The organism is Cyclobacteriaceae bacterium (assembly GCA_013141055.1).
In the GTDB taxonomy this organism is placed as follows: Bacteria; Bacteroidota; Bacteroidia; order Cytophagales; family Cyclobacteriaceae; genus ELB16-189.
On the sequence record JABFRS010000001.1, the window covers coordinates 682,366 to 706,328 of the forward strand.

The window sequence follows — 23,963 nt, forward strand, 5'->3', positions numbered from 1 at the left end:
GAAATGACGCTGAACACCTTCTCCCCTAAATCAACGCTCATTCGTTCGGTCGGTCTTCCACAGCTTTCTACCAAATCAACCATTGTAGTGGTCGGCGCAGGAGCTTTTGGAGGATGGACTGCCCTTTCATTGTTGAGGAAAGGACTTAATGTGATTTTAATTGATGCCTGGGGAGCAGGAAACTCCAGAAGCAGTTCAGGAGATGAAACCAGGGTGATCCGTTCTACCTATGGATCGAATGAATTCTATTTTGATCTCAATGTTCGTGCCCTTGAACTCTGGAAGGAGAATGAGAAGCGGTGGAACAAAAAGCTATTCTATAATAAAGGTGTGCTATGGTTTTGTTATGAAGAGCATACACCCCTGCTGGATGATTCTATTCCTTTTGCAAGAAAGCATAAGATGGATTATGAGTACCTGAACGTTCAGGAGGTGAATAAAAGATATCCCCTGATACAAACCAATGATCTCCACCATGCTTACCTGGATCCTTTTGGTGGAAATCTCAATGCCAGGGAAAGTTGTCAGACAGTTTTGGAAGCATTCATTAAAGAAGGCGGTAATTATATTCAGGAATTCGTGAAGCCTGGTAAGATTCAATCTTCCGGCCTTGATAAAATAATACTATCCAACGGAACTTCCCTGCAGGCAGATGCATACTTGTTCGCGTGTGGTTCATGGATGGGACAAATGTTCCCGGAAGTTTTAGGAAATGTTATCACCTGTTCGAAGCAGGAAGTCTTTTATCTCGGTGTCCCGAAAGATCAATCCATCGATTATGATTCTATGCCCGTGTGGATTGATGTAGACGGAAAGGATTTCTATTACGGCATACCTGGTAATTCAAACAGAGGCTTCAAGATCGGAGTCGATCGCCGTGGAGAAGCCTTTGATCCAACAATCGGTGAAAGAATATCTGATCCAAAAGTGCTGGAGCATGCACGTAACTTCATAAGTCATAGATTTCCCGGCTTAAAAAATGCTCCAGTCATTGAAAGCCGGGTATGTCCCTATGAAAACTCTCCTGACGGCAACTTCATTTTTGAAACACATCCTGAAGCAAGGAACGTAATTTTTTTAGGAGGCGGATCAGGACATGGGTTTAAGCATGGTCCGGCGTTGGGAGAACTTGTCACTAAAAAATTAACAAATTGATAGGAGAACCTCAATCAATTTTTAAACTTATAGATAGTCTTCTGTTTGTACACCTCACCCGGATTCAAAACAGTAGAAGGGAAATTTGAATGATTAGGAGAATCCGGAAAGTGTTGCGCCTCCATGCAGAATGCAGATCTCAAAACATAGGGCTTTCCGCTAAATCCAATGTCTGAACCATCCAGAAAATTACCTGAATAAAACTGAAGGCCGGGTTCAGTAGTCCATACTTCCATGATACGCCCTGAGTTGGGTTCTCTGACAGTTGCAGCCAGTGAAAGTTCATTTGATTTCTTGTCGAGGATCCAGTTGTGATCATAACCTGAACCAAATTTCAGTTGCTCATCTTCAGTATTTATCCGTTCACCGATTGTATGAACTTTCAGGAAATCAAAAGGGGTATTCAAAACTGATTTTAATTCGCCCGTAGGAATGAGTCCAGCGTCAACAGGATTGAATTTATCTGCATTGATGATTACTTCATGATTTAAAATATTACCACTGCCCTCTCCCGCAAGGTTAAAAAAAGAATGATGCGTTAAATTGATAACCGTTGACTTGTCCGTTGTTGCTTCATAGTCGATGACAACTTCATTGCTGTCCGTCAATGAATATACAACTGTGGTGGAAAGATTTCCCGGATATCCTTCTTCTCCATCCCTACTCTTATATAACATTACAAGAGCATTGGGATACTTTATAGAATCAGAAATAATCTCCCAGTAAACATTGTGGAATCCATTAGGGCCACCATGAAGAGAATTTTCACCGTTGTTAATTGGCAGTTGATATTCCATTCCATCCAGTGTAAATCTTCCTTTGGCAATGCGATTGCCATAGCGGCCGATCATGGCACCGAAATAAGGATTTCCGGAAGGATACTGATCAATAGAATCGTATCCCAGAACGACGTTGCTCAGCATACCGTTTTTATCAGGAACCCATAGTGACACGATCCTGCCACCATAGTTTGTGACTTCCATTTTCAATCCATTCTTGTTCTGAAGAGTGTGCATGGTGAGTTGGGACGAAACCTTAAATTCCTTTTTCTGAGGCGAACAGCTAATCAGCAGTATCAATATAAAAGCAAGCACTACGCGATTCATAGAAGAAAGTTAGATAAATATGTGATGTGATAAAATTGAAAATATTTGAAAGAAATCCGAACCTTCATCGTTTGGCTCCGTTTTTCTATATACGCTTTATGTGGGAAAAGATACAGTTAGAAGTTCAACTTATGCACTTCGATTTGATTAAGGGCATCCGCCTTGTCCGTCAATCAAATAACGCCGTTTTCTCCACAAAGCTACACCCCTATTGTTATGGATATTTTGGCGGCATTTTTCTTATTTGGCCTTCTTCTCAGCGGACTCAAAGCCTTGTTCAGGCATTTGTGGGACAGCGGAAGACGCTTCAGCGATGAGGAATCTTTGATCCTGACCTCCGATGAAGTCATGAGCGTGAATCTGCTCTCTGCTACCTCAAATGAAACACTAAGACGTGATCACAATTACATTCGAATAACTTCTTCACGCGATTCAAATGAGAATCAAAGAAGACTTTCTTACCCTGGAAAGGGCGTGGAAGTAAAAAGATTCAAGTCAGGAGAAATGGAATTGCAACCATTTGGAAGGAGTGCATAAATCCGACCAGGCATTGGGCATCCACACAGATTATATATGCGCGGGAAACACAGTTAATTCAGTATTCACAGTCAATAAGGAATCAAATCTGAGTTTAACAGCGCGTATTAATCTGGGGGAATGCATCTAATTCCGGGCATTTTTGAAATTCAAACCTTTCTTAATATAATGCGTTAAGAATGATTTAAAACGCGTTTTCGAATGAAAAAAATTGACATCCTCAACTTTATTACAAGCTTTCGCAAAGCTCCCAACGATATCAAAACCTATCAGGAGATACTATCTTCCGTAGGCAAAGGAGATGAGGCTCAATTAAAATCAATGATCGAAGAACTAAAGCAAACCAGAGTTCTTAAGGAGATTGAAGATGGTGGAGAGAAGAAGTATCAGGTCGTCACCAAATAAATTATTCTCTCATTCTCATTTCTTGCCATCAAGTTTTACGCTTCGTTCATCAACACTGAAAAGTTCGTTGAAGAGTAGTTTGAAAGTTCCATGCGCCTGACCTCTGAATGTAATCTCTGGTCCGAAAGCATATAATTTTCCATTACCAACAGGTGCCTCAAACGCTACCACACCACCTTTAAGATAGTTTGCTCCCCATGCCCAGCCGCTGCGTAATGGATTTTCTTCACCGAACCATGCGAGAGGTTTTACTTTTCCTGAGATCACTGCATCAGGTCCGAGTTTAAATACCGGGCTATTTGAAAAATATACATCTGCCTTGTTCGACATTCCCCATGTTGCACTTTGTGTTGAATCAAGATTGATGCGCAGAATACTTCCGGGAACATAGTACTTATCTCCTGGCAATCTTCTCTCAACTCCATTAGGTCCAATCTCCGTTATCGCATTTTTAACTGGCAGCCCCAGATGATATGCAAGATTTGTGCTACTTCCAATCGTTACGATCTTCCCTCCTGCTTCCAGGAATTTTTTTAACATCGGAATAGATTTATCTGCTGTGATCTTTCCAAGCGTCGAATGGTATTCGGCCGGGATCTGACTTTCCTTTGGTTCTCTTGGCGTTCCAAATTCATTTGCACCCTCTGTACGAACCGCCGGGATTGCTCCTGAAACAAAAATGATCACATCATACTTCTTGTTAAGATCACCAGCATCGATCGTCTTGGGGAAAATTACTTCAGCCTTAAAGTGATATTGCTCCATCAGCCAGCGGATCCAACCGGAGGCCATTGAGCCACCGAACTCATCCCATAAGGCAATGCGAACATTTGAAACTTTAGCAAGCCCTGTTGATGGTAATTTGGAAACTGCTGTCGCTTTTAATCCAAACTCTGCCGCATCCTTTTCCAGAATACTCTTTGCTTTGGGACTTGCAACAACATAATACGTTCCACTTGCAATGTTCTTACCAGCAACACCTTCCGGCAAACGATAAACATCCACACCTTCTTTCAACAAATCATTTACCGCTATTACAGAATTGTTTGCCTTTGGATTTAATAGATATCCGGCAGAAGAAGTCTCAATACTTCCTTTTAATGTTTGAAGTTCACCATAGTTTATTTTTTCAAAGGGTCCCGTGAAGTCTTCAATGAAGCGATCAAACTTCACTCCCATTTGAAATGCAAGCGTCCAACCTGCTGCATCATAGGGACGTACCGGAGGTCCGCCCGGATATTGAAAATCATTTGGATGATCCTGAGGCTCAAACATATCAATAATGTGTGGACGGAACGCTTGATTATTTTTAACAATGTATGATCCTGCAGGATACTTTTTCTTTCCGATAGTAAAATCAGTTTTGGCGATCTGTATCCCGATCCCAGTTCTTATTAATGCATTAACAAACTTCACAGCTGTTGCAAAATCCGGTTGATCAGACGGAATTACATAACCACGTGCATCACGCAAAGCAGGCTTTCTGAAAATACTGTCATAATAACTGGTTGGAATGTCTGAGCTTCCACCCATGAGTCCGATCTGCTCGGATGAAACTCTCGGCGTTTCTTTCCGCGGTTTGCTTTTATAGGCAGTATTAATCGCTTCTATTCTTGCAGGATAGGGTGTCCAGTAGTCAGCGCTTCCACGATCAATAGAATTTTTTCCCATCCGGTAAATGTTCATTAAGAGCAGATCACTGTTGCGCGCAGCATAATCCAACACAGCATAATTCATGGTTACTGAATAATCGATGGATTGCTGATAATGCCACCGTTGAGGCGCTACAGGATTCGGAGTATTATTATTAGGGATCAATCTTCCTGGTACCAAAGGAATATCACCTGGTGTCGGACTGCCCACTGTTTCTGTTAGCAAGCCAATCATATTATGAAAGTGAGTTGTGGTACGCAATCCTCCATTATACCAGGTAGAAAAAACGGATCCGCCAAGGCGTGTATAGCCTGGTTTCTTTTCCGCATTTAATCTGTTAACAATAGCAGCACCAACCGCATCAATTCCGGTGATCATCATCGGATCAAAAACATAATTAAACGGATCGCGATATGGCGGACCTGCAACAACGGATCCTCCCGGACCGCTTTGATGATGGTTGTACATGATCTGGGGAATCCATTCAATGAAGAGTTGCCTTCCCATATTTTGAGTTTCCTTCATGTTGAGCATGAAGAAATCTCTATTATTATCGTGACCTACATATTTCTGATAAAGCTTGGGAAGATCCTCTACAGATCTTTTTTCCGGTTTTGGTTCGCGCATATACCAATTGGACACAAGCTCCTGACCATCGGGATTAGCATGGGTGAACAGAATGATTACTTTATCAAGAATGCGTAGCGTTTCAGCATCATCGCGTGTTATGAATTCATAGACACTCTGAATCAGTTGATGCGTTCCAACTGTTTCGTCAGCGTGCAATCCTCCATCAATCCATACGATTGCTTTTCCTTCTGCCGCCATCGCCAAAGCTTGTTGCTCTGTAATTCCTTCGGCACGGGCCATTTTCGTAGAAATCTCTTTATAGCGATCCAGCTTCTTAATATTTTCCGGAGAAGAAACAATGAGTTGATACTGATGCCTGCCCTCTTCAGTAAGACCAATATCTACCAGCTTTGCGCGATTGGAGGTCGCAAGGATCTTGAAGAAAGCTTCTGTTTGAGAATAGGTAGCCAGATGATAATCATCTCCAATATTGAAACCGAAATGTTCCTTGGGTGTTGGGAACTTCTGAGCCACAGCTTGTGATGCATTCCAGATCAGAAGAAGGATGATTAGACGGAAGATTCTCATAGTTGATCAGAATTAGAAATTTGAAACAACAAGGAGGAAAATTCCTGGCTTCTGAGGAAGAAGATTTTGATGAAAGGTTAACCATCCAGCATTTATAGCCTTTTGAAGTCACATATTCACAACCTATCGCATCGATGGATCCACGTTCCTGTTTTTTAACAGCAGCGATTGAAATTTCTCAAAGTCGACCGGCTTGAGATATGGCTCTTGCTTCGGCGGGTTCTTAACTAGTTTTTCAAGCGGACGCACAGGTCGCCTTTCAAAGCCGCCTCCGCAATTGGGACAGACATTGTGCAGAATATCATGAACACACTCCGTACAAAAAGTACACTCGAACGTGCAGATCATCGCTTCCGTACTGTTGGGTGGCAGCTTCTTACCGCAGTTTTCGCAGATGGGACGTAGTTCCAGCATTCTTCTTTGAAATTAAAATTTAAGAACGAAAATGCAATTCAGGGTTTGGCTTCGAGAATAAGCCCCTGCTTTGGCGTCCATTTATCATACTCCATATAATACGCTGCATCGATGGCTGCCTTCTCGCCTTTGAGCTTTGCCACAAGATGAAGCGCTCCATCGATTCCTGCAGAGATCCCTGCCGTAGTGATCACCGTTCCATTGTCAACAAAGCGGGCGTCAGAAACGACCGTCGTTTTAGAAAAAGATTTCTTAAGGTTATCAATGCTGAGATGAAAAGTGGTAGCAGTCTTATTATCCAGAAGTCCTGCTTTCCCCAATGCAAACGCCCCTGTACATACAGAGAAGAAATATTTTGTCTTTGACTCACGTGATTTCAACCAGCCAATCACATCGCTGTCAAAGGAACGCTCTCCATTACCTCCGAAAAACGCGATCATGTCAGACTCGGGTGCATTGGCAATGCTGTAATCCGGAATGATCTTAAGGATGCCCTGAGAAAGAATTGGGCTGGTAGTTTTGGACACCGTGAAGACTTTGAATCCCGCGTAAGCGAAAACTTCCATGGGCCCGGCAAAATCCAGCACTTCAACACCATCCTGAAGATAGAAAGCAACTGTGATCGGTTTCCACGATAATTCTTTCATACGTTCTGCTTTAGACATTTTCACTAGCGTCATATTACAATGATTACATACACCCGGTTTTTCAAATGCGATCTTATCGCAGTCATTATTGCAAAGCGCGCAATAATAAGCGACATCATCAGCCGCATTCTGAGAAAACGATTTCACTGAAACGATCAGAAACAAAACGATCAGGAGCTTTTTCATAGACTTGATTTAACACCACAAAGGAATGCTTCGTAATGCTCAATCAGAAGGACAACTCAGCGCAGTATCAGGACAATACTTCGGAGGGCAAAATGCCGGCGTGACGTTTGAGCAATGTTCTCAGCTGGTTGGTGCTTTTCAGCCCACATGCTTTTGCGACACTTTCAACCTTCTGTTTTTCATGAAGCAACTGAAGAGCCTGAGAAACACGAAGCTTTTCAACATATTCGCCGATCGTAATTCCGGTGGTGTCTTTAAAAAGACGGGTGAGATTTCTTCCACTGGTGTGCACCAGCTCTGCCAGACTCTCTGCCGTGAATTTCCTGTCAAGGTGCTGCGACAACCACTCCTGTATCTTATGAATACGATCTTCAAGATGGTTGCGGTACTGAAGAAATACACTGAGCTGCGGGTCTTCCTTTCCCCGCCGAAGATAGATCACCACCTCTCGTGCAATGGCTGCTGAGAAACGGGTTCCATACATTTCTTCCAGGAGATAAAGTCCAAGGTCAATACCGGAAGCAACTCCTGCACTGCAATAAAGCTGATCATCCTGAGTAAAGAGCCTGTTGGACATCACCTCAACCTGCGGATATCTCTCCTTTAATAGTTGTTGGAATTTCCAGTGTGTTGTTGCCTGATGACCTTTAAGCAATCCTGACTCCGCCAGTAAAAATGCACCGGTACACACAGAACATATCTTTGCACCCCTGCCATGCTGGGTAGTGATCCATTGCAAGAACCTTTTGATTCCCTGCAGGAACTTTTTATCCGTCAGAAAACGGGAATCAAGTCCTGGAATAAAAACGATATCATCTTTGCTTAGTGCTATCTTTTCGAAATTTTCAAGCTTTGCAAAAGCAAGTCCGCTGGTACTGGTTCCTTCCGACACACCGGGGTAAAGCGAAACAAATCTTAACTGCAAGGGAGCACCGTAATCCTGAGCTTCATAAAACACGTGAGCAGGTCCGCTGATATCCAGCAAATGAACATCCGGTGGTATCAGAAATACCGCAGTGCGCATCGGTTGATGGAGTATGAATTTGTCCGGAGCTGAAGAAACCAAGGATAATCTATTTATAAAATCAACGGTTCAACAAAGATCAATCTTTAAAAACGCGGGAGAGTCGTTTGGGAGCAACACCACAATATGAGGTGGTGAGAATATCAGTCAACATCTCCTTTCTCACTTTACTGAGCATAACAAAGGTCCATCCTTGCTTTCCCCATTTGTTAGGAACAGGAAAAACCACCGTCTTGTCAAAGTTTGAAAAAACAGATTGATCGATCTCTGATAATTTCACACATGCTCTTTTATTCTTCTCTGAAAGAGTCACAAATATCTTTTTGGCGACCCGAAAAGATGGGTTGTCAAAATGCGGCTGTTCAATTGCCTCAGGGAATGACAATGCCAGTTTTCTGAAAGATGCTATGCTCACCATTGGTATAACAGAAAAAAAATAAAGATAAAGGATAAGAATCAATAGTAACCAGAGTGTCCTTCGATAATAAAATCAGCTCACTGACTGGATTAGTTCGGTGATTTACTAATTTAAGCCTGAGATCTTGTGACTTATGAAAGTGGCGCTCTTTATTCCATGCTACGTTGATCAGTTCTATCCAAAGGTTGGAATCAACACATTGGAATTACTGGAAAAGCTGGGATGCGAAGTTGAATTTCCACTCCGGCAGACATGCTGCGGTCAACCGATGGCCAATGCAGGATTTGCTTCCGATGCTCAAACATGTAATGCCAACGTTATTTCAAATTTTAAGGGTTACGACTATATCGTCTGCCCTTCCGGAAGCTGTGTCCTTCATATCAAAGAGCATCTTCAGCCGGCTGAAAGCAATGAAGTAAGAAAAATACAGTCATCGATTTACGAGCTGACAGAGTTCCTTGTGGATATATTGAAGGTCGGTCAGTTAAATGCTTCGTTTGCTCATAAGGTTGGGCTTCATGTGAGTTGCCATGGACAAAGAGGTCTTCATCTCTCTTCTATGAGTGAGTTAATGACACCTGCTTTCTCAAAACCAGCAAAACTTCTGGGAATGGTCCAGGGATTAGAGCTGGCAGAGCTTTCCCGTAAAGATGAATGCTGTGGATTCGGAGGGACTTTCTGCATCACGGAAGAAGCTGTTTCAGTCGCTATGGGAAAAGACCGGGTTCATGATCATATTGACAAGGGGGCGGAATATATCACAGGTGTGGATATGAGTTGCCTGATGCACCTGGAAGGAATTCTTAACCGTCAGAAGAGCAGCGTGAAAGTAATGCACATTGCTGAAATCCTTAACAGCAACTTCTGATGGATCACGCAAAGGCAGCAAAATTATTCAATAGGGATGAAGAGCGCACCCGCTGGCACGATGAAACACTTTGGCGTGTTCGCACCAACCGAGACAACGCTGCTCATAAAGTTGATGACTGGGAAAAATTACGTGAAGCAGCGTCACAGATCAAATCACATACCCTTTCCAATCTTGATCAGTACCTGGTTGAATTTGAAACAAAAGCCAAAGCAAATGGCTTTGAAGTTCACTGGGCTTCGGATGCAGAGGAGCACAATGAGATCATCTATGAGATTATAAGAGCCAATCAGATTCAAAGGATCGTCAAAAGCAAATCGATGCTCACAGAAGAGTGCCGAATGAATGAGTACCTGACTATCAAAGGCATTGAAGTTGTTGACACAGACCTCGGCGAACGGATTGTACAATTCAGAAAAGAACACCCAAGCCATATCGTGCTGCCTGCTATTCACCTGAAGCGTGAAGACATTGGAGAAACCTTCCATCAGCATCTCGGAACAGAAAAAGGCGCAACGGATCCACAATATCTGACGGAAGCTGCACGACAGCACTTGCGTGAAAAATTTATTACCGCTCAGCTGGCGATCACAGGAGTGAACTTCGCCCTGGCAGAAACCGGTGGATTTGTTATCTGCACCAATGAAGGGAATGCAGATATGGGTACTCATCTTGCAAAGATTCATATTGCAAGCATGGGTATTGAAAAGATCATTCCCAAAGTTGAGCACCTGGCAGTCTTCCTGCGGCTCCTGGCACGGAGTGCGACTGGTCAGCCGATCACAACGTATTCAAGTCACTTTCATAAACCTCATGCAGGACAAAAACTACACATTGTAATAGTAGACAATGGACGTTCCGCTCAACTGGGTAGACCGGATTTCAGAGACTCATTGAAGTGCATTCGGTGTGGAGCATGCTTCAATACCTGTCCGGTGTATCGCAGAAGCGGTGGACATAGTTATCACAATGCTGTTGCGGGTCCGATAGGTTCAGTGCTTGCGCCCAATCTCAATATGAGGGAGAATGCAGATCTTCCGTTTGCTTCTACCCTGTGCGGCTCTTGTACCAATGTTTGTCCAGTGAAAATTAATCTTCATGATCAGCTTTGGAAATGGAGACAGATCTTAATGAAGGAAGGTTATGGTTCCACGTCGAAGAAGGCAGGCATTCAGGTTCTGAATTCAGTTTTATCAACTCCGGGGAAATATGATCTCATTGGAAAGATTGCAAGAGTAATGCTCAGGGCATTTCCATGGATCGCTAAAAATAAAATGTTCAATCCCTGGTATAGGCAAAGAGAGATGCCGGCAGTTCCGCGTCAAAGCTTTAAATCCTGGTACATTGAAAACAGAAACAGATCATGAGTTCACGGGAAAAAATACTAGGTGATATTAAAAAGAATAAGCCGCCGCTTGCTCCTCTTCCACAATGGACATGGGATTCTCCCGTAATGGATGCTGCTCAGAATTTTATAATTGCAATAAAAAATGTCAGCGGCAAAGTAGTTGAGATAAGTAACATTGCGGAAGCAAGAGAAAACATTTTAAACACTCACGGTGAACAACAGAGGATCGTCGACCGGATCTCATCAATAACTTCTCAAGATATTGAATCAGAGGATGCATTGAGTCTGGAGAAAATTGAAGTTGGCATTATTGAAGGTCAGGTAGGAGTTGCAGAGAATGGTGCTATATGGGTTGATCAAGCGAACACAGGGCATCGTGCGCTGCCATTCATTTGTCAGCACCTATGCATAGTGTTGGAAACCAGCAGGATTGTTCCAACGATGCATGAAGCTTATTCCTTGATCAATGTAAAGAAAGAAGGGTTTGGAACATTTATAGCGGGGCCGTCAAAAACTGCAGACATTGAACAGGCACTTGTCATCGGCGCACATGGTCCAAGAAGCCTGACGGTATTCCTGTTGAAAAACTAATTGATAGGCTTTTTTATTGGAGTGCCTCTTGGATTTGCCTCGGGACCAAATTTATGAAGAACAATGAGACTCCAGTATTTACTCCAGTGACCCTGACCATTTTCAAAAGACTTTACAATCTTTATTACACCATTCTCCATCTTTATCAGATTTCTAAAACGGTTCTTGCTCACTCTCATCCATGTCTCCAGCGGGAATGTAAATCCCTTCTTCTTGCGAAAAATAATTTTAGGAGGAAGAATATGCTGGTTGGAAGCTGTAAGAAGATACTTAGGCCAGCCCTGTTTATACCGTTGAGCGGGGGGAATGCTCTCCACTTTCTTAATGAGGTCAATATCGAGAAAAGGAACCCGTATTTCGAGTCCGTGCCACATGCCCATGCAATCAGTATCCTTTAACAATTGATTGGTCATGTAGATCTTTGATTCAAGCCTGGACACATAATCCATGTCCTCTGATTTAGGACTGAAATCAATTTTAACCTTCTGCAATGCTTTCCAAACTCTTTCTTCCGGAACATGAAGAATGCTTGCAATGAAGTCGGGAGTATGGATACCTCTTAGGAAAAGATAATCACCGATGATGCCTGGTAAATTTAAAAACATGATCCTCCGATAGGCATGATTCTTCCATCCCATTATTTTTCCGATGAGTCTTTTGAATGGAAGATTTCTGATGCGCTTCAGCCAGGTTATTCTTTTGAAAGAAGGATATCCACCGAATATCTCATCTGCACCAAGTCCTGACAAGGCCACTTTCAAACCATCCTTGCGCGCGGACTTTGCACTGAAGTATGAGTTTACTCCGTCGATAGAAGGCTGATCCATTGCTTTCCAGAAATCATCAAGATTATCCCAGAACATTTGTTCGGTGATACGATGAGAAGTATGATCAACATTCAATGTCTCCTCCAGCGCGAGCTGCTGATATTGATGTTCATCATAATAACCTTCATCAAAATTGATTGAGATCGTATTCACTCCTGAACGGATTCTGTCGGCGAGAAGCACCAGCAGTGATGAATCAATGCCACCACTAAGAAATATTCCAATGGGAGCATCAGAGATCATGTTTCTCCTGATGGCGTCCTGAATGGCAAACTGCATGGTCTTCAGATCTTCAGAACTATTTGAAGGAATTACGCTGGTATTACTTTCCGAATAATAAGTATGGACCTCATTTGAAAAATCGTTCAAGGTAAGTTCCAGGTATGAACCAGCAGGCAACTGATGAACGTCCATCAATGTGGTATAAGGATGTGGGATAGATCCGAATGCCAGGAAAAGTATTTTCCAATCTTCAAACTCCGGCCATTCAGGATTCATGGATTTAAATCCGCGCACCTCAGAAGAAAAGATGAGTTTGCCGTCTTTAATGTAATAGTAGAGCGGCTTGATACCGATGTGATCTCTGACGAGAAATACTTTCCCTTTCTTTTTGTCATAGATCGCAAATGCAAAAATTCCTTCAAAAAGGTCAAAGGCTTTTGTGCCCCAGGCCTGATATGCCTGGAGGATTACTTCTGTATCTGATTTCGTGGTAAAAAAAACACCAAGATCTTCAAGCGATCTACGGATGTTCATGAAATTATAGATCTCGCCGTTAAAGGAAATAATAACCTCTGAATCGGCACTGATCATTGGCTGATTGCCGGCAATAGAAAGATCGATGATTGAAAGCCGGCGGTGACCAAAAACAACGGGGCCATCAAAATAAACGCCTTCTGCATCAGGACCTCCATGAGCCATAGCATTCAGCATCAGCAATAAGCTTTTCCTATTTTCCTGCTGACCCTCAAAAGAAACTATACCCGCTATTCTACACATAGGTCAATTTAAGACTAGCCCCCTGGATGATCAGGGTCTAACATTTTAAATCACAGATGCTTGAGGAAAATATCCTGATACGGACCGTTGTCAAACCAACATCGATAATTTAGAATTCCTTACCTCATTTAAACTTTACCAATACCTTGTCGTTTAACAATCTACTGAAAAATTAGCTTTCATTACACGAAAAGCTGTCCAAACGGACAATAATGCAAGAAAATTCGACTTCAGATTTGGACGTAAAGTTAAACAAATTCAGTAAGTTTTATTCGCTCTTTCCATAGGTGGTTTAGGACAATGGAAGGTCGGTCTTTGCTGAATTTACCGCATTGTTAGTATATCTTAAAACATCGATATTGTAGAGTCATCTTATGTGGACCTGCCCTTTCTGTCATCAGAAGTTTGTCAATAATAATCAGGTTCATTCCTGCGGCGACAAAGTTCTTGATGATTTTCTTGGCAATAAATCAGAGCACACCATTGCACTCTTCTGGAATTTTGTAGAAGCCTATCAGAAAATCGGAAAGATTACGATCCATCCTACCAAGTCGATGATTGCAATTGCCGGAAAGACAAGAGTGGCTTACGTAATCCGGCTGGGTAAAAATTTCGTGGATGTGGTCTTTCCTTTCAACAAACCTTTTACAGACAACTTATGCTTTCATAAGATCGCTCAGGTTCCAGGTGACCAGCAATACAATCATCATCTGCGTATTCAGGAGATTGATGATATTAACAAAGAGGTAAAAAAGTTTATGAAGATGTCGCTGGGTGAAAAATGAGTCATCAAGGCGCCGCGCCATTCGTTGACGCACCCGCCACGGCTAACGGAGAGCTTCACGATTCAGATCAAAAGGTCATATTTCAGTCAGTTAAAAGATGAAAAGTCCTTTATTAAATCGAAGTACATCACAATTTAATATTTAAGCATAAGCATTATTTTTACCCCATGAAATTCCTCATCGCCGGTCTTGGCAATATCGGCCCAGAATACGAACTCACCCGTCACAACATCGGGTTTCTCACCCTCGACCGCCTCGCCGACGTCCATAAACTTGAGTTCAAAACAGAACGCCTCGCCGACAGAGCCGAATTCAAATTCAAAGGAAAGCAGGTCCACCTCATCAAACCCAACACCTTCATGAACCTGAGCGGCAAGGCCGTCGCATACTGGCTACAAGAACTCAAGATCCCAAAAGAAAATCTATTGGTTATCGTCGATGATCTCGCATTGCCCTTCGGCAGCCAGCGCCTCAAGACCAAAGGCAGTTCTGCCGGTCACAATGGATTGAAAAATATTGAGCTTGTACTGGGTGGTCAGGAATACTCACGTCTCCGCATGGGGATCGGCAGTGATTTCTCCAAAGGTCAGCAGGTAGACTTTGTATTAAGCAATTTCAGGAAAGAAGAACTCACAGCACTTCCCGACATCATGGATAAAGCCATCGAGACCACGCTTTCCTTCTGCACCATCGGCGTAGAACGCACGATGAACTTCTTTAATAACTAGAGATATTTTATTTTATTCTATCCTCTCTCCTTCTTTGTGGCAAACAGTATGAACCCTGTCACTGTGAACAATAGAAAATATCCCGTCGCCATCAGATGTGTGTTCCCCGCAGGATGGGCCTTCCCTATTCCCATCAGATAATGATACATGCAATATGAATATGGCACCAGGTATCCGTACTTCCACGATATTGAAAAAATGGATCCCACAAGCAGGATCAGTCCTGCTCCTACCGGCACAAGAAAATTCTTAAATCTAAGACTTATCAAATACTGCAAGCCGATGATAGGAAGACAGTCCACGAAGTAAAGTGCATTGTCTTTGAGGAACGTCATGTATGGAATAGCAGTGGACGGATACTCAACATCCATTACCAGGTAAGGAATGATCGCGGAGAGGTAAATTCCTATGTTAAATAAAATAAAGAACTGGAACATCATAAAGATGATCACGCTGAGTTTCGAAAAGTAAAGCGTAGCCAGCCCTACAGGCGATGCATGGACCTGCTTCCAGGTATTGTTCTTGTACTCAAGTTGGGTAACGAGACTCGTCGCCAGGATGACACCCATTGGAAGAAGCATGATCGCCATAGACTCCCATGAATTTCTCCACAATTGAAACCAGAAGTCAGGGGATGAATATGTCTTAATGGTTTTCTCCGGCTGTAACAGTCGTGCGGCAATTACGATGACGGGTGTAAAGAATCCACCCACGATCACCAGCCATGTTGCAAGGCTTCTTTTTCTCTTGAGCCATTCACTTTGAAAGCTGTGTACAAATGTCATCATAGGTCAGTTGTTTATCAGGTCCATAAAAATTGTCTCCAGATCATTCTTGATAGAAGTGATCTCATACACTCCAATGCCTTGCGTGACAAGCTCGTGATTGATATCTGCCATTTCCACACGTGATACCACCGGGATGATCAGCTTTTCAGGTTCGATGGTGGCCGTTATCCCAAGCTTATTCAACACCTGTATAGCGGCAGAGTTATCATTGGTAGCAATCGCGATGAAGGATGCTCCCTGTTGTTTGGACTTCAACTCCGGCAGTGTTCCCTGGAAAACCAGGTTGCCTTTGTTGATAATACCTACGTCCATCACGAGTTTTTCAATCTCGGCAAGCAAGTGACTTGATATTAAAATAGTAGTGCCGAATTCATGATTTAATTTTTTAAGTAGCTCACGTACTTCGATCATGCTGTTGGGATCAAGGCCGTTGGTAGGCTCATCGAGGATGAGGAATTCAGGCTTGTGCAATAACGCCACCGCAATGCCCAGACGCTGCTTCATACCCAGGGAAAACTGACTGGCTTTTTTGGTTCCAGTACTCGCCAGACCAACACGCTCCAGGACTTCCGTGATATTGGATTTGGGACATTGGAATATCTTCTGGAACAACAAAAGATTCTCATGTGCTGTGAGATGTCCGTAGAGCGAAGGACTTTCGATAAGTGATCCAACATTTTTTAATATTTCAAGACGGTGATCATGGAAACTCTTTCCAAAAACGGTGATGGTACCCTGTTGCTTCCTGAGCAATCCGAGGATCAATCTCAGGGTGGTGGTTTTCCCCGCGCCATTCGGGCCAAGAAAGCCGTAGATGCTTCCTTCTTTTACTTTCAGGTTAATGCCATTGAGCACGGTCTCAGTGGATGAAAAGCTGTGGGTGAGATCAGTTGTCTCCAAACAATAGTCTGCCATTGGTGTGTTTTGGTTTCACTGATGGCTCGACGATGAATGGAGGGAAATGTTACAGAGGTGTTGATCATTGGGCCACTAAGCAATGCACCTTTACACATATAGCACATTGAATAAACCTTTCTGATTTGTCTTAACAACTCATCAGAATTATTAACGGCTTTTGGGTGATTTCAAAAACACAAAAAAGGGTCAATCTTGCGCGCATGAAAAAAATAAGCCTTCCCGCAATTACTTCATGCGCAACACTTCTGATTGCGTTCTTCTCCTGCATGAACATGTCTGCTCAGGATAATCCTGACAGTATAAAGATCCGAACCACTACCCTCACACCAGGCGTTTACATGCTTGATTGTACAGGAGGCTTTGGAGGCGGAAATATAACAGCCTCTGTTGGAGAAGATGGAATACTGATCGCAGACAACATGTTTATATCTATGATGCCAAAGGTGCAGGCAGCATTGAAAAAACTTTCCGATAAACCAGTGAAGTTCGCCCTCAACTCGCACTTCCACGGTGATCACATCCAGGGAAATGCTGTGCTGGATAAAAACACAACCATCATCGCTCATGAGAATGTAAGGAAAAGAGTGGGTGCTTCTGCCGATCATGGAAGACTACCGGACATCACATTCACCGACAGAACCAGCCTGTACTTCAACGGCGAAGAAATCCGCCTGATCCATTTACCCAACGGACATACCGATTCAGATGCTGTCATCTATTTCACAAAATCAAAAGTGCTGCACATGGGAGATATGTTCTTCTTCGGCATGTTCCCAGCCGTGTACACGAATGGTGGAGGCGACATCAGGCAGCTCATTAAAAATCTTGAAGCAATTATTAAAGAAGCCGATCCCGCATCGAAGGTTGTTCCGGGGCATGGTGACCCTGCTTCGATGCAGGATTTTCAGAATTATGTTGCCATGCTGAAGGAGACTACAGCCATTGTAGAAGCAGCTTTGAAGAAAGGAAAGACACTCGATCAGCTAACCAAAGAAAAAGTCTTTGCAAAATACAATGCTCTCGGAGAAGGCGGAGCACAAACTACAGATCAATACCTGGGGATGGTTTATAAATTACTGGGCGGCAAGTGATTTACCGGGATAAAGGAAAAATATCCCCACTCTTCTTTGCCTGAATAGCGTAATTCTTCTTATGATCGCTGGCATGGTTTTTTTTGAAAAAAGTCCAACAAGACTTTTCAAAACTAAATCAAATCAAACTATCATGAAAAAAATAATCAAAAATTTCCTTCCGGCATTGCTTTGTGCAGTTGCCCTTACCACCGGATTTGCTCAAACTCAAACAACGACGATGGGAACGCCCATCAATGATCCGGCAGTGAGTCGCAGGTTGCAGGCTGACCTGAGCTATCGGAATACCAAGCTTGGGAAATCAGAAGTTACCTGGTATGAAAGCAAAGGCAAAGGTTACTATGCAAACTATTCTATCGGAAGTGAAAAATTCCTTACCCGTTATGACCTTGACGGAAAGTACATGGATACCTATACTCAGTCTGACTGGAATGGAGCGGATGTTCCTGAAGATCTGAAGACGGCATATAGCAAAAGTGCTTATAAGAACAGTGAGGTAACAGGTTACTGGAAAGCTTCCGATCCTGATAAAAAAGGTTCATACCTCGAACTTCAAAACAAGCAGGGAAAGACTTCAAGAGTATGGGTAGATGAAAAAGGAAAGTTCTCATCCAATCCTCCAAAGGCAACTGCTTCTGTCAAGTCAGAATAATAAATAAGCAAGCAAAAAAAAGAAAAGCCCCGGGCATTTACTTCCGGGGCTTTTTCAGGTTTAGGTAAAAACTCTTTATACGTACTGATTCAGCATCACCGGCATTACCAGCATCAGGATGTCTTCAGCTTTATCTTTTTCAACAGGAAGAATCACACCAGCTTTATTTGGTGCTGACATATTCAACTTGATCTGATCAGTATCCAGATTGCTCAACATTTCAATCATGAAACGTGCATTGAAACCAATTTCAATATCTTCTCCTTCATGCTCACAGGACAGACGCTCATTTGCTTCGTTTGAGAAATCAAGATCTTCAGCAGAAACCTGTAACTGGCTCCCTGTGATCTTCAGCCTTACCTGGTGAGTAGTTTTGTTGGCATAGATCGAAATACGTTTCAGTGAGCTGAGGAAGTCAGCGCGGCTGATCGTCATCTTGATCGTACTGGTAGAAGGAATTACATTTTCATAATCCGGGAAACGTTCGTCGATCAGGCGGCAGATCATACGGATGTTTCCAAACTTGAAGAATGCATTAGAGGTATTGAAGTCGATGGTAACGTCTGTATTCTCAGACGGCAGCGTTGACTTCAATAGATTCAAAGCCTTGCGGGGAATAATGATTGTATTACCGCTATCAGATTTAACATCGGTTCTGCGGTAACGCACCAGACGGTGACCGTCGGTTGCTACAAATGTTGTGTTCTTCTCTCCCAGGTTAACATACACTCCTGTCATCGCAGGTCTGAGTTCATCATTGCTGGTAGCGAAAATGGTATTGTTAATGGCACGGGCCAATACTTCAGAAGATATCTGTGCAGAAAAGTCGTTGCTGACAGAAGGTACTTTCGGAAAATCGGTAGCATTCTCACCGGAGAGTTTGTAACGACCATTGTCAGAGCTCAATTCAATACTGTACGTTGATTCATCAACAGAGAATGTCACTGGCTGGTCAGGAAGGTTCTTCAAGGTATCAAGAAGGATGCGGGCCGGAACAGCAATATTGCCGCGTTCCTTGGATTCCACATTGATCTCAGTGATCATTGAGGTCTGTAAGTCGGACGCCGTAACGGTCAAACGGCTCTTGTCGATCTCAAATAGAAAGTTCTCAAGAATGGGAACCACCGGATTGGTCGTGATCACGCCATTGATATAAGAGAGTTGCTTCAGCAGGTAGCTGGAGTTAACGATGAACTTCATGTAAATTCGGTGGTTTTAATTATAGTCTGCTAAGGTAGGAAGAAAATGGATTTTGAAAAAAGAATCTCAATTGCCCTTATTGATAAGGAAATAGTCTTTTCGTCTCACAATCTCCGCTACCTTACTTTTCTCCAAGGTAAGGATTTGACCGTCAGCCATGCGCCCGTAGACTTCATTGTCCTGTTTTCCAGGTGTAAATAATTCAAGTGTGAAGCTGCGGTTGGCAATATCCCTGACCTCGATCTTCACTGCTGGCACCGTGGTCATCAGACTGTCTACCCTTTTTTGTCCGGAGGAAAGGAACTTGCTTGCAAAGAGCAGGGAAACCGCATCCAGGTAATCATTCACCTTCGTTGTATCGGCATTGGCTACGTCTTTGATTCCGAAATAGCGGCTCTTTCTCTCGATCTCAAATCCCTGCTTGGGATCTTTTGGATAGGTCGATGTCAATGATTTGAAGTTCTGCCAGTAGAAATCGAAGACCCTCTTGTTGCGCCATCCATTTTCATCCAATTCAAGAATACCTCCGACATAAACCCTGTAACCCGGAATCGTCATAATATAAGGTTGCGAATCCCCCTCTTTTAAAAACCATGTCTCCGTCTTTGCTGCATTTCCTCCTGTTATAAATTCCTGGATCTTCTGTCCGCCTTCGGAAAGTGAAATGCGTGTACCCGTTTTTTCAAGCAATAATTTTATAGAGTCCCTTAATGTTGCAGCAACGGGTCTTTTGGGTTCAGCTTGTGTAAGAGTTGCAAATAACACTTTAATCATTCTGGAATCTGCTTCCCAGGTATTATTCACCTTCCAATGATTGTTGTCAAACTTTAATTCAATGTTCTGTGATGGCGATTGGATCGTCACCTGATCAATTTTCTCAGACTCAGCAGGCTTAAAAAGATTACGGTCGATGTCTACCTTCACTTCACTTCCGTCGAAAATGTACAATGAGCTGCTGACCAGTATTAGGAATACCAGAACAATGAGAAGATATATGTTTCTTTTTCTCTGCATGAACTATCGATCGGTCTTTACTTCTGTCTTGTCAAAGCTTCCGTACTTACGCCTTCGCACATAGATCTTTACTATTCCAAAAAGCGCAATAGCAACGATAGGCAACACAAGGTTTAAAAGCTGAAGTGAGAATCTGCTGTTCTTGATCTTTTCTTTATCCAAAGGACGAACTTTCACCTCCTTATTGCGTGTGCTGATCAATCCCGCTTCATCTGTCAGGTAGGCGATCATATTCATAATCAATTCCTGATTGGCAAAAGTATACCGGGAGAATGCGTCATAACCCAGTGGCTGAGGTTTGCCTCCACGAACATCATTGCGTGCCAGATCGCCATCACCGACGACGATCATTTTTGAATGAACACCTTCTGATCTGAATCCTGTTGAATCTGCTCCTTCCGGAAGAAATCTGTTTTTATATAGCGATGAGAATTTTCCTTCCAGCAGATAGGCGAGAACAAATGGTCCTTGTGAAAAGCTTTCAGGTTTTTCTTTACGAAGATCGGCGACACTTATTTTCACAGGCGCAGTCATATCTCTTGAATATCCTGACGAATACAGTAACGGAGTCTTTTTAATTCCTGGAGCTTTGACAGAATCTATGCTGCTGACAAACTTCAAGGCACTCATGTCGAGATGCCTGGTAATCGGATGATCGGCATAATGGTTGATCAGTGGATAGAATGGCCACTCAATGGGAGTCATTTGAGGTTTGCCATCAACAATACCCGTTACAATCGGATACCTCATGGACACACGATCCTGAATCAGGTTCTGATTGATCCTCACGCCATAATGAAATAACTGATCTTCCAGACCGGATGGATACGGCAACGAAAAATAATTTTCGCCTGAAGCACTATCCATCGCTGCATTCAACCTGTCAATCATGAGCAGTAGCTTCCCTCCTTTTAGCAGGTACTGATCCAATGCATAATTATCCAATTCCGAAAACTGGCGTGTTGGTTTTGCAATGACCAGAACATCATACTCCGTCGGCAAAGGTTTTTTATCGAGTGTAACATCGAAGACGTCATATGATTCCAGTAGACTGTTCTGCAAGCCTGCCACATTGAGACTATCCAATTCTCCGTGACCCCGGATAAAACCAATACTCTTTCTGTCGGCCGTTGATAAAACCTGGATTGCACTGGCTAACTGAAATTCCAATCCTTCAATAGATTGATTCAGAACCTCCTCTGATTTCTGGGCACGATCTCCTTTTAATAACATGACACCTTTTTCTGCACCGCCATAAGAAACCAATGCCCCTGGGAATACAAGTTTCTCAGAACGCTGACCATCTTTATTGTCGATGATGTTCATTGGTTGAATTCCTTTTGAAGCCAGCGAAGTCATGAATTCACGCTGGGCATTCTGACCGATCGCAAGCGCGGGATCTGTAAAGCTGAAATGGATTTTATTGTCTGAGTAGATTCTGAACTCCTGAAGCGTCTCTTCTACAGCCTTTCTGAGTCTTCTGAAAGGCGCATTGAGATCACCTTCAAGGTAAACTTCTATATAAACATCGTCTTCAAGGGATTTCAACAATTCCTTTGTAGGCTCCTTTATTGTATACCTTTTTTCTTCGGTAAGATCGGCTCTGAAGAAATAGAATGATCCCAATTGATTCAGCACGATGGCAAACATCAGGCCAACGGCCAGCAAAAGAATATCGCCAAACTTCTTGCTTCCCCAGTTTACCATGATCGGCTTGATAAAACGGTTTTAGTGGAGAGCAGCATAATGCCACCGATGCTTAGGAAATAAATGAGATCACGACTATCAATCAATCCCTTGCTAAGCGATTCATAATGATAAATGATACCCAGTTGTTTTACCAGCAATGAGCTTTCACCATCCGTAAAAAGTGAAGCCATGGAATCAATGCCTGTATAGAAAACGTAGCAGAAAAATGCGGCTAGAATAAATGATACGATCTGGTTTGTGGAAAGAGAAGAAGATAATATTCCAATAGAACAGAATACACCCCCCAGTAAAACCATTCCGATAAATGATCCAAAGACGCCAGGTGTATCAATATTTCCGGGAGGGTTTCCCAATCCACGCAACGTGAAATAATAAATCAGTGTCGGTGCCAGAGAGACAATCACCAGAACAAAAGATGCCAGGAACTTTCCAAGGACAATATCAAATTCAGTTAACGGCTTGGTCATCAATAATTCAAGAGTGCCCATTTTCTTTTCTTCCGCAAAGCTTCTCATGGTAATCGCTGGCACCAGGAAGATCAGTACATAAGGACCAAAGGAAAACAGCGTGCTCATATCAGCGTATCCGTATTCCAGCACCGAAGTATCTTTAAAAACCCACAGCAGCAATCCCATCACAATGAGAAAAACTCCCATGACCAGATACCCGATAAGGGAATTGAGAAAACTATTAAACTCCTTAAAGAAGATATAACTCATGCCGGTTGCTTCTTTTCTTCTGATGTGGTGAGCTGACCAAATATTGATTCAAGTGAATTCTCTTCCTTTTTCAAGCCAATAAGGGAGAGATTTTTTTCAACAGCGAGTGAAACCAGCAATGGCCTGATATCAGAACCTGCCTGTGATCTGATTCTGAATTTAAAATTCTCAATATGTTCAACCTGTTCAACACCTTTTACAAGCATCAGCTCATCACGTGATATCTGATTGGCAAATTCGACAATCAGGTAATTTCCTCCACCTTGCAGCAGATTCTCAAGCCGGTCGTCTGCCACGATATGTCCTTTGTTGATCACAATTACCCTGTCACATAACGCCTCCACTTCCTGCAGGATGTGTGTTGAAAAAAGTACTGTCTTGTTTTTACTGATAGTCTTAATAAGGTTCCGGATTTCAATAAGCTGATTGGGATCCAGCCCTGAAGTGGGTTCATCCAGCACCAGAACTTTAGGATTGTGAATGAGAGCCTGAGCCAGGCCTACGCGTTGGCGATAACCTTTAGACAGCATTCCGATCCTTTTATTCTGCTCTTCATTCAAACCACAAAGACCTACCATTTCTATAACACGGTCTTTCCTGGAAGAAGACTTTAGTCCATAAATGCCAGCCATGAATGTCAGGTATTCATGAACATACATATCCAGGTAAAGGGGATTGTGCTCAGGTAGGTATCCCGTCATCTGTTTGACGTCCATTGGATAGTCCATCACATTTTTGCCGCCCACCTCGACAGTTCCCAGGGTCGGGGGAAGAAATCCTGTCATGATCTTCATGGTGGTGGATTTGCCCGCACCATTGGGACCAAGAAAACCTACGATTTCTCCCTCATTAACTGAAAAAGAGATCTGGTCAACAGCTTTCTGGGAGCCGTACTGTTTGGTGAGGTTGGAGACTTTAATTGACATCGATGCGGGCGCAAAATAAAGCAAAAGAACAAGAAGTCGCTCTTTCGGGCCAGAATACAGTCGTTAACAAGCAGATAACAACTTCAAAGGGTCACC

The 23,963-nt window shown here is 42.9% G+C and carries 24 protein-coding genes; 10 read left to right on the top strand and 14 right to left on the bottom strand.

The window, feature by feature from the left end:
• The first annotated feature begins 3 nt into the window (after positions 1–3).
• A complete protein-coding gene (locus tag HOP08_02975; protein ID NOT73864.1) occupies positions 4–1,155 on the top strand; it encodes an FAD-dependent oxidoreductase in 1,152 nt (383 codons plus the stop codon).
• Between the two features lie 14 nt (positions 1,156–1,169).
• Here the strand turns inward: HOP08_02975 and HOP08_02980 are convergent, their stop codons facing one another.
• Positions 1,170–2,261, bottom strand: coding sequence for a galactose mutarotase (locus HOP08_02980; GenBank protein NOT73865.1), 1,092 nt, complete (start codon positions 2,259–2,261; stop codon positions 1,170–1,172).
• A gap of 216 nt (positions 2,262–2,477) precedes the next feature.
• Here HOP08_02980 and HOP08_02985 point away from each other — a divergent pair, with 216 nt between their 5' ends.
• Both HOP08_02985 and HOP08_02990 read left to right on the top strand, forming a co-directional pair.
• Positions 2,478–2,798 (top strand): hypothetical protein, encoded by a 321-nt coding sequence (locus HOP08_02985; GenBank protein NOT73866.1) that lies wholly within the window; start codon positions 2,478–2,480, stop codon positions 2,796–2,798.
• 201 nt (positions 2,799–2,999) lie between these two features.
• Positions 3,000–3,203, top strand: coding sequence for a hypothetical protein (locus HOP08_02990; GenBank protein NOT73867.1), 204 nt, complete (start codon positions 3,000–3,002; stop codon positions 3,201–3,203).
• 15 nt (positions 3,204–3,218) lie between these two features.
• Here the strand turns inward: HOP08_02990 and HOP08_02995 are convergent, their stop codons facing one another.
• From HOP08_02995 to HOP08_03015, 5 genes are all read right to left on the bottom strand, one after another.
• Entirely contained in the window at positions 3,219–6,014 is a 2,796-nt protein-coding gene (locus HOP08_02995; protein NOT73868.1) for a peptidase, read from the bottom strand.
• Between the two features lie 123 nt (positions 6,015–6,137).
• The gene (locus HOP08_03000) at positions 6,138–6,428 is read right to left on the bottom strand and encodes a DUF1272 domain-containing protein (GenBank protein NOT73869.1); all 291 of its coding nucleotides are present in this window, start codon (positions 6,426–6,428) and stop codon (positions 6,138–6,140) included.
• A gap of 38 nt (positions 6,429–6,466) precedes the next feature.
• On the bottom strand, positions 6,467–7,261 hold the full coding sequence (locus tag HOP08_03005) for a DJ-1/PfpI family protein (protein ID NOT73870.1): 795 nt from the start codon (positions 7,259–7,261) through the stop codon (positions 6,467–6,469).
• Between the two features lie 67 nt (positions 7,262–7,328).
• The gene (locus HOP08_03010) at positions 7,329–8,285 is read right to left on the bottom strand and encodes a helix-turn-helix domain-containing protein (protein NOT73871.1); all 957 of its coding nucleotides are present in this window, start codon (positions 8,283–8,285) and stop codon (positions 7,329–7,331) included.
• A gap of 79 nt (positions 8,286–8,364) precedes the next feature.
• Entirely contained in the window at positions 8,365–8,703 is a 339-nt protein-coding gene (locus HOP08_03015) for an MmcQ/YjbR family DNA-binding protein (GenBank protein ID NOT73872.1), read from the bottom strand.
• A gap of 133 nt (positions 8,704–8,836) precedes the next feature.
• On the opposite strand from HOP08_03015, the gene HOP08_03020 reads away from it, so the two are divergent.
• The 3 genes from HOP08_03020 to HOP08_03030 are packed head-to-tail and all read left to right on the top strand — an operon-like array spanning position 8,837 to position 11,510.
• Positions 8,837–9,571 (top strand): (Fe-S)-binding protein, encoded by a 735-nt coding sequence (locus HOP08_03020; protein NOT73873.1) that lies wholly within the window; start codon positions 8,837–8,839, stop codon positions 9,569–9,571.
• Positions 9,571–10,938, top strand: a complete 1,368-nt coding sequence (locus HOP08_03025; GenBank protein ID NOT73874.1) for a lactate utilization protein — start codon at positions 9,571–9,573, stop codon at positions 10,936–10,938. Before HOP08_03020 ends, HOP08_03025 begins: the two co-directional genes overlap by 1 nt.
• Entirely contained in the window at positions 10,935–11,510 is a 576-nt protein-coding gene (locus HOP08_03030) for an LUD domain-containing protein (protein ID NOT73875.1), read from the top strand. Before HOP08_03025 ends, HOP08_03030 begins: the two co-directional genes overlap by 4 nt.
• Here the strand turns inward: HOP08_03030 and asnB are convergent.
• Positions 11,507–13,336 (bottom strand): asparagine synthase (glutamine-hydrolyzing), encoded by a 1,830-nt coding sequence (asnB, locus tag HOP08_03035; protein NOT73876.1) that lies wholly within the window; start codon positions 13,334–13,336, stop codon positions 11,507–11,509. The two genes, HOP08_03030 and asnB, sit on opposite strands and share 4 nt — an antisense overlap.
• A 482-nt stretch (positions 13,337–13,818) precedes the next feature.
• On the opposite strand from asnB, the gene HOP08_03040 reads away from it, so the two are divergent.
• A complete protein-coding gene (locus HOP08_03040) occupies positions 13,819–14,121 on the top strand; it encodes a hypothetical protein (protein ID NOT73877.1) in 303 nt (100 codons plus the stop codon).
• 167 nt (positions 14,122–14,288) lie between these two features.
• Positions 14,289–14,849: an aminoacyl-tRNA hydrolase gene (locus HOP08_03045; protein ID NOT73878.1), complete on the top strand. Its 561-nt coding sequence runs from the start codon at positions 14,289–14,291 to the stop codon at positions 14,847–14,849.
• Between the two features lie 17 nt (positions 14,850–14,866).
• Here HOP08_03045 and HOP08_03050 read toward each other — a convergent pair whose 3' ends face one another.
• Positions 14,867–15,637: an ABC transporter permease subunit gene (locus HOP08_03050; protein NOT73879.1), complete on the bottom strand. Its 771-nt coding sequence runs from the start codon at positions 15,635–15,637 to the stop codon at positions 14,867–14,869.
• Between the two features lie 3 nt (positions 15,638–15,640).
• Positions 15,641–16,552 carry an ABC transporter ATP-binding protein gene (locus HOP08_03055; GenBank protein NOT73880.1) on the bottom strand — a complete coding sequence of 304 codons (912 nt, stop codon included), beginning with the start codon at positions 16,550–16,552 and terminating at the stop codon, positions 15,641–15,643.
• Positions 16,553–16,755: 203 nt separating this feature from the next.
• Here HOP08_03055 and HOP08_03060 point away from each other — a divergent pair, with 203 nt between their 5' ends.
• Together HOP08_03060 and HOP08_03065 are read left to right on the top strand one after the other, a co-directional pair.
• A complete protein-coding gene (locus tag HOP08_03060; GenBank protein ID NOT73881.1) occupies positions 16,756–17,646 on the top strand; it encodes an MBL fold metallo-hydrolase in 891 nt (296 codons plus the stop codon).
• 133 nt (positions 17,647–17,779) lie between these two features.
• Positions 17,780–18,298 (top strand): hypothetical protein, encoded by a 519-nt coding sequence (locus tag HOP08_03065; protein ID NOT73882.1) that lies wholly within the window; start codon positions 17,780–17,782, stop codon positions 18,296–18,298.
• A 75-nt stretch (positions 18,299–18,373) separates the two neighbouring features.
• On the opposite strand, the gene dnaN is transcribed toward HOP08_03065, so the two are convergent.
• From dnaN to gldA, 5 genes are all read right to left on the bottom strand, one after another.
• Complete coding sequence (dnaN, locus tag HOP08_03070) at positions 18,374–19,498, bottom strand: DNA polymerase III subunit beta (GenBank protein ID NOT73883.1); 1,125 nt, start codon at positions 19,496–19,498, stop codon at positions 18,374–18,376.
• Positions 19,499–19,564: 66 nt separating this feature from the next.
• On the bottom strand, positions 19,565–20,512 hold the full coding sequence (locus HOP08_03075; GenBank protein ID NOT73884.1) for a DUF4340 domain-containing protein: 948 nt from the start codon (positions 20,510–20,512) through the stop codon (positions 19,565–19,567).
• Between the two features lie 3 nt (positions 20,513–20,515).
• Positions 20,516–22,219 carry a gliding motility-associated ABC transporter substrate-binding protein GldG gene (gldG, locus tag HOP08_03080; protein ID NOT73885.1) on the bottom strand — a complete coding sequence of 568 codons (1,704 nt, stop codon included), beginning with the start codon at positions 22,217–22,219 and terminating at the stop codon, positions 20,516–20,518.
• On the bottom strand, positions 22,213–22,941 hold the full coding sequence (gene gldF / locus HOP08_03085; protein ID NOT73886.1) for a gliding motility-associated ABC transporter permease subunit GldF: 729 nt from the start codon (positions 22,939–22,941) through the stop codon (positions 22,213–22,215). The genes gldG and gldF overlap by 7 nt, the downstream gene beginning before the upstream one ends.
• Positions 22,938–23,867 (bottom strand): gliding motility-associated ABC transporter ATP-binding subunit GldA, encoded by a 930-nt coding sequence (gene gldA, locus HOP08_03090; protein NOT73887.1) that lies wholly within the window; start codon positions 23,865–23,867, stop codon positions 22,938–22,940. Before gldA ends, gldF begins: the two co-directional genes overlap by 4 nt.
• Positions 23,868–23,963: the final 96 nt, after the last annotated feature.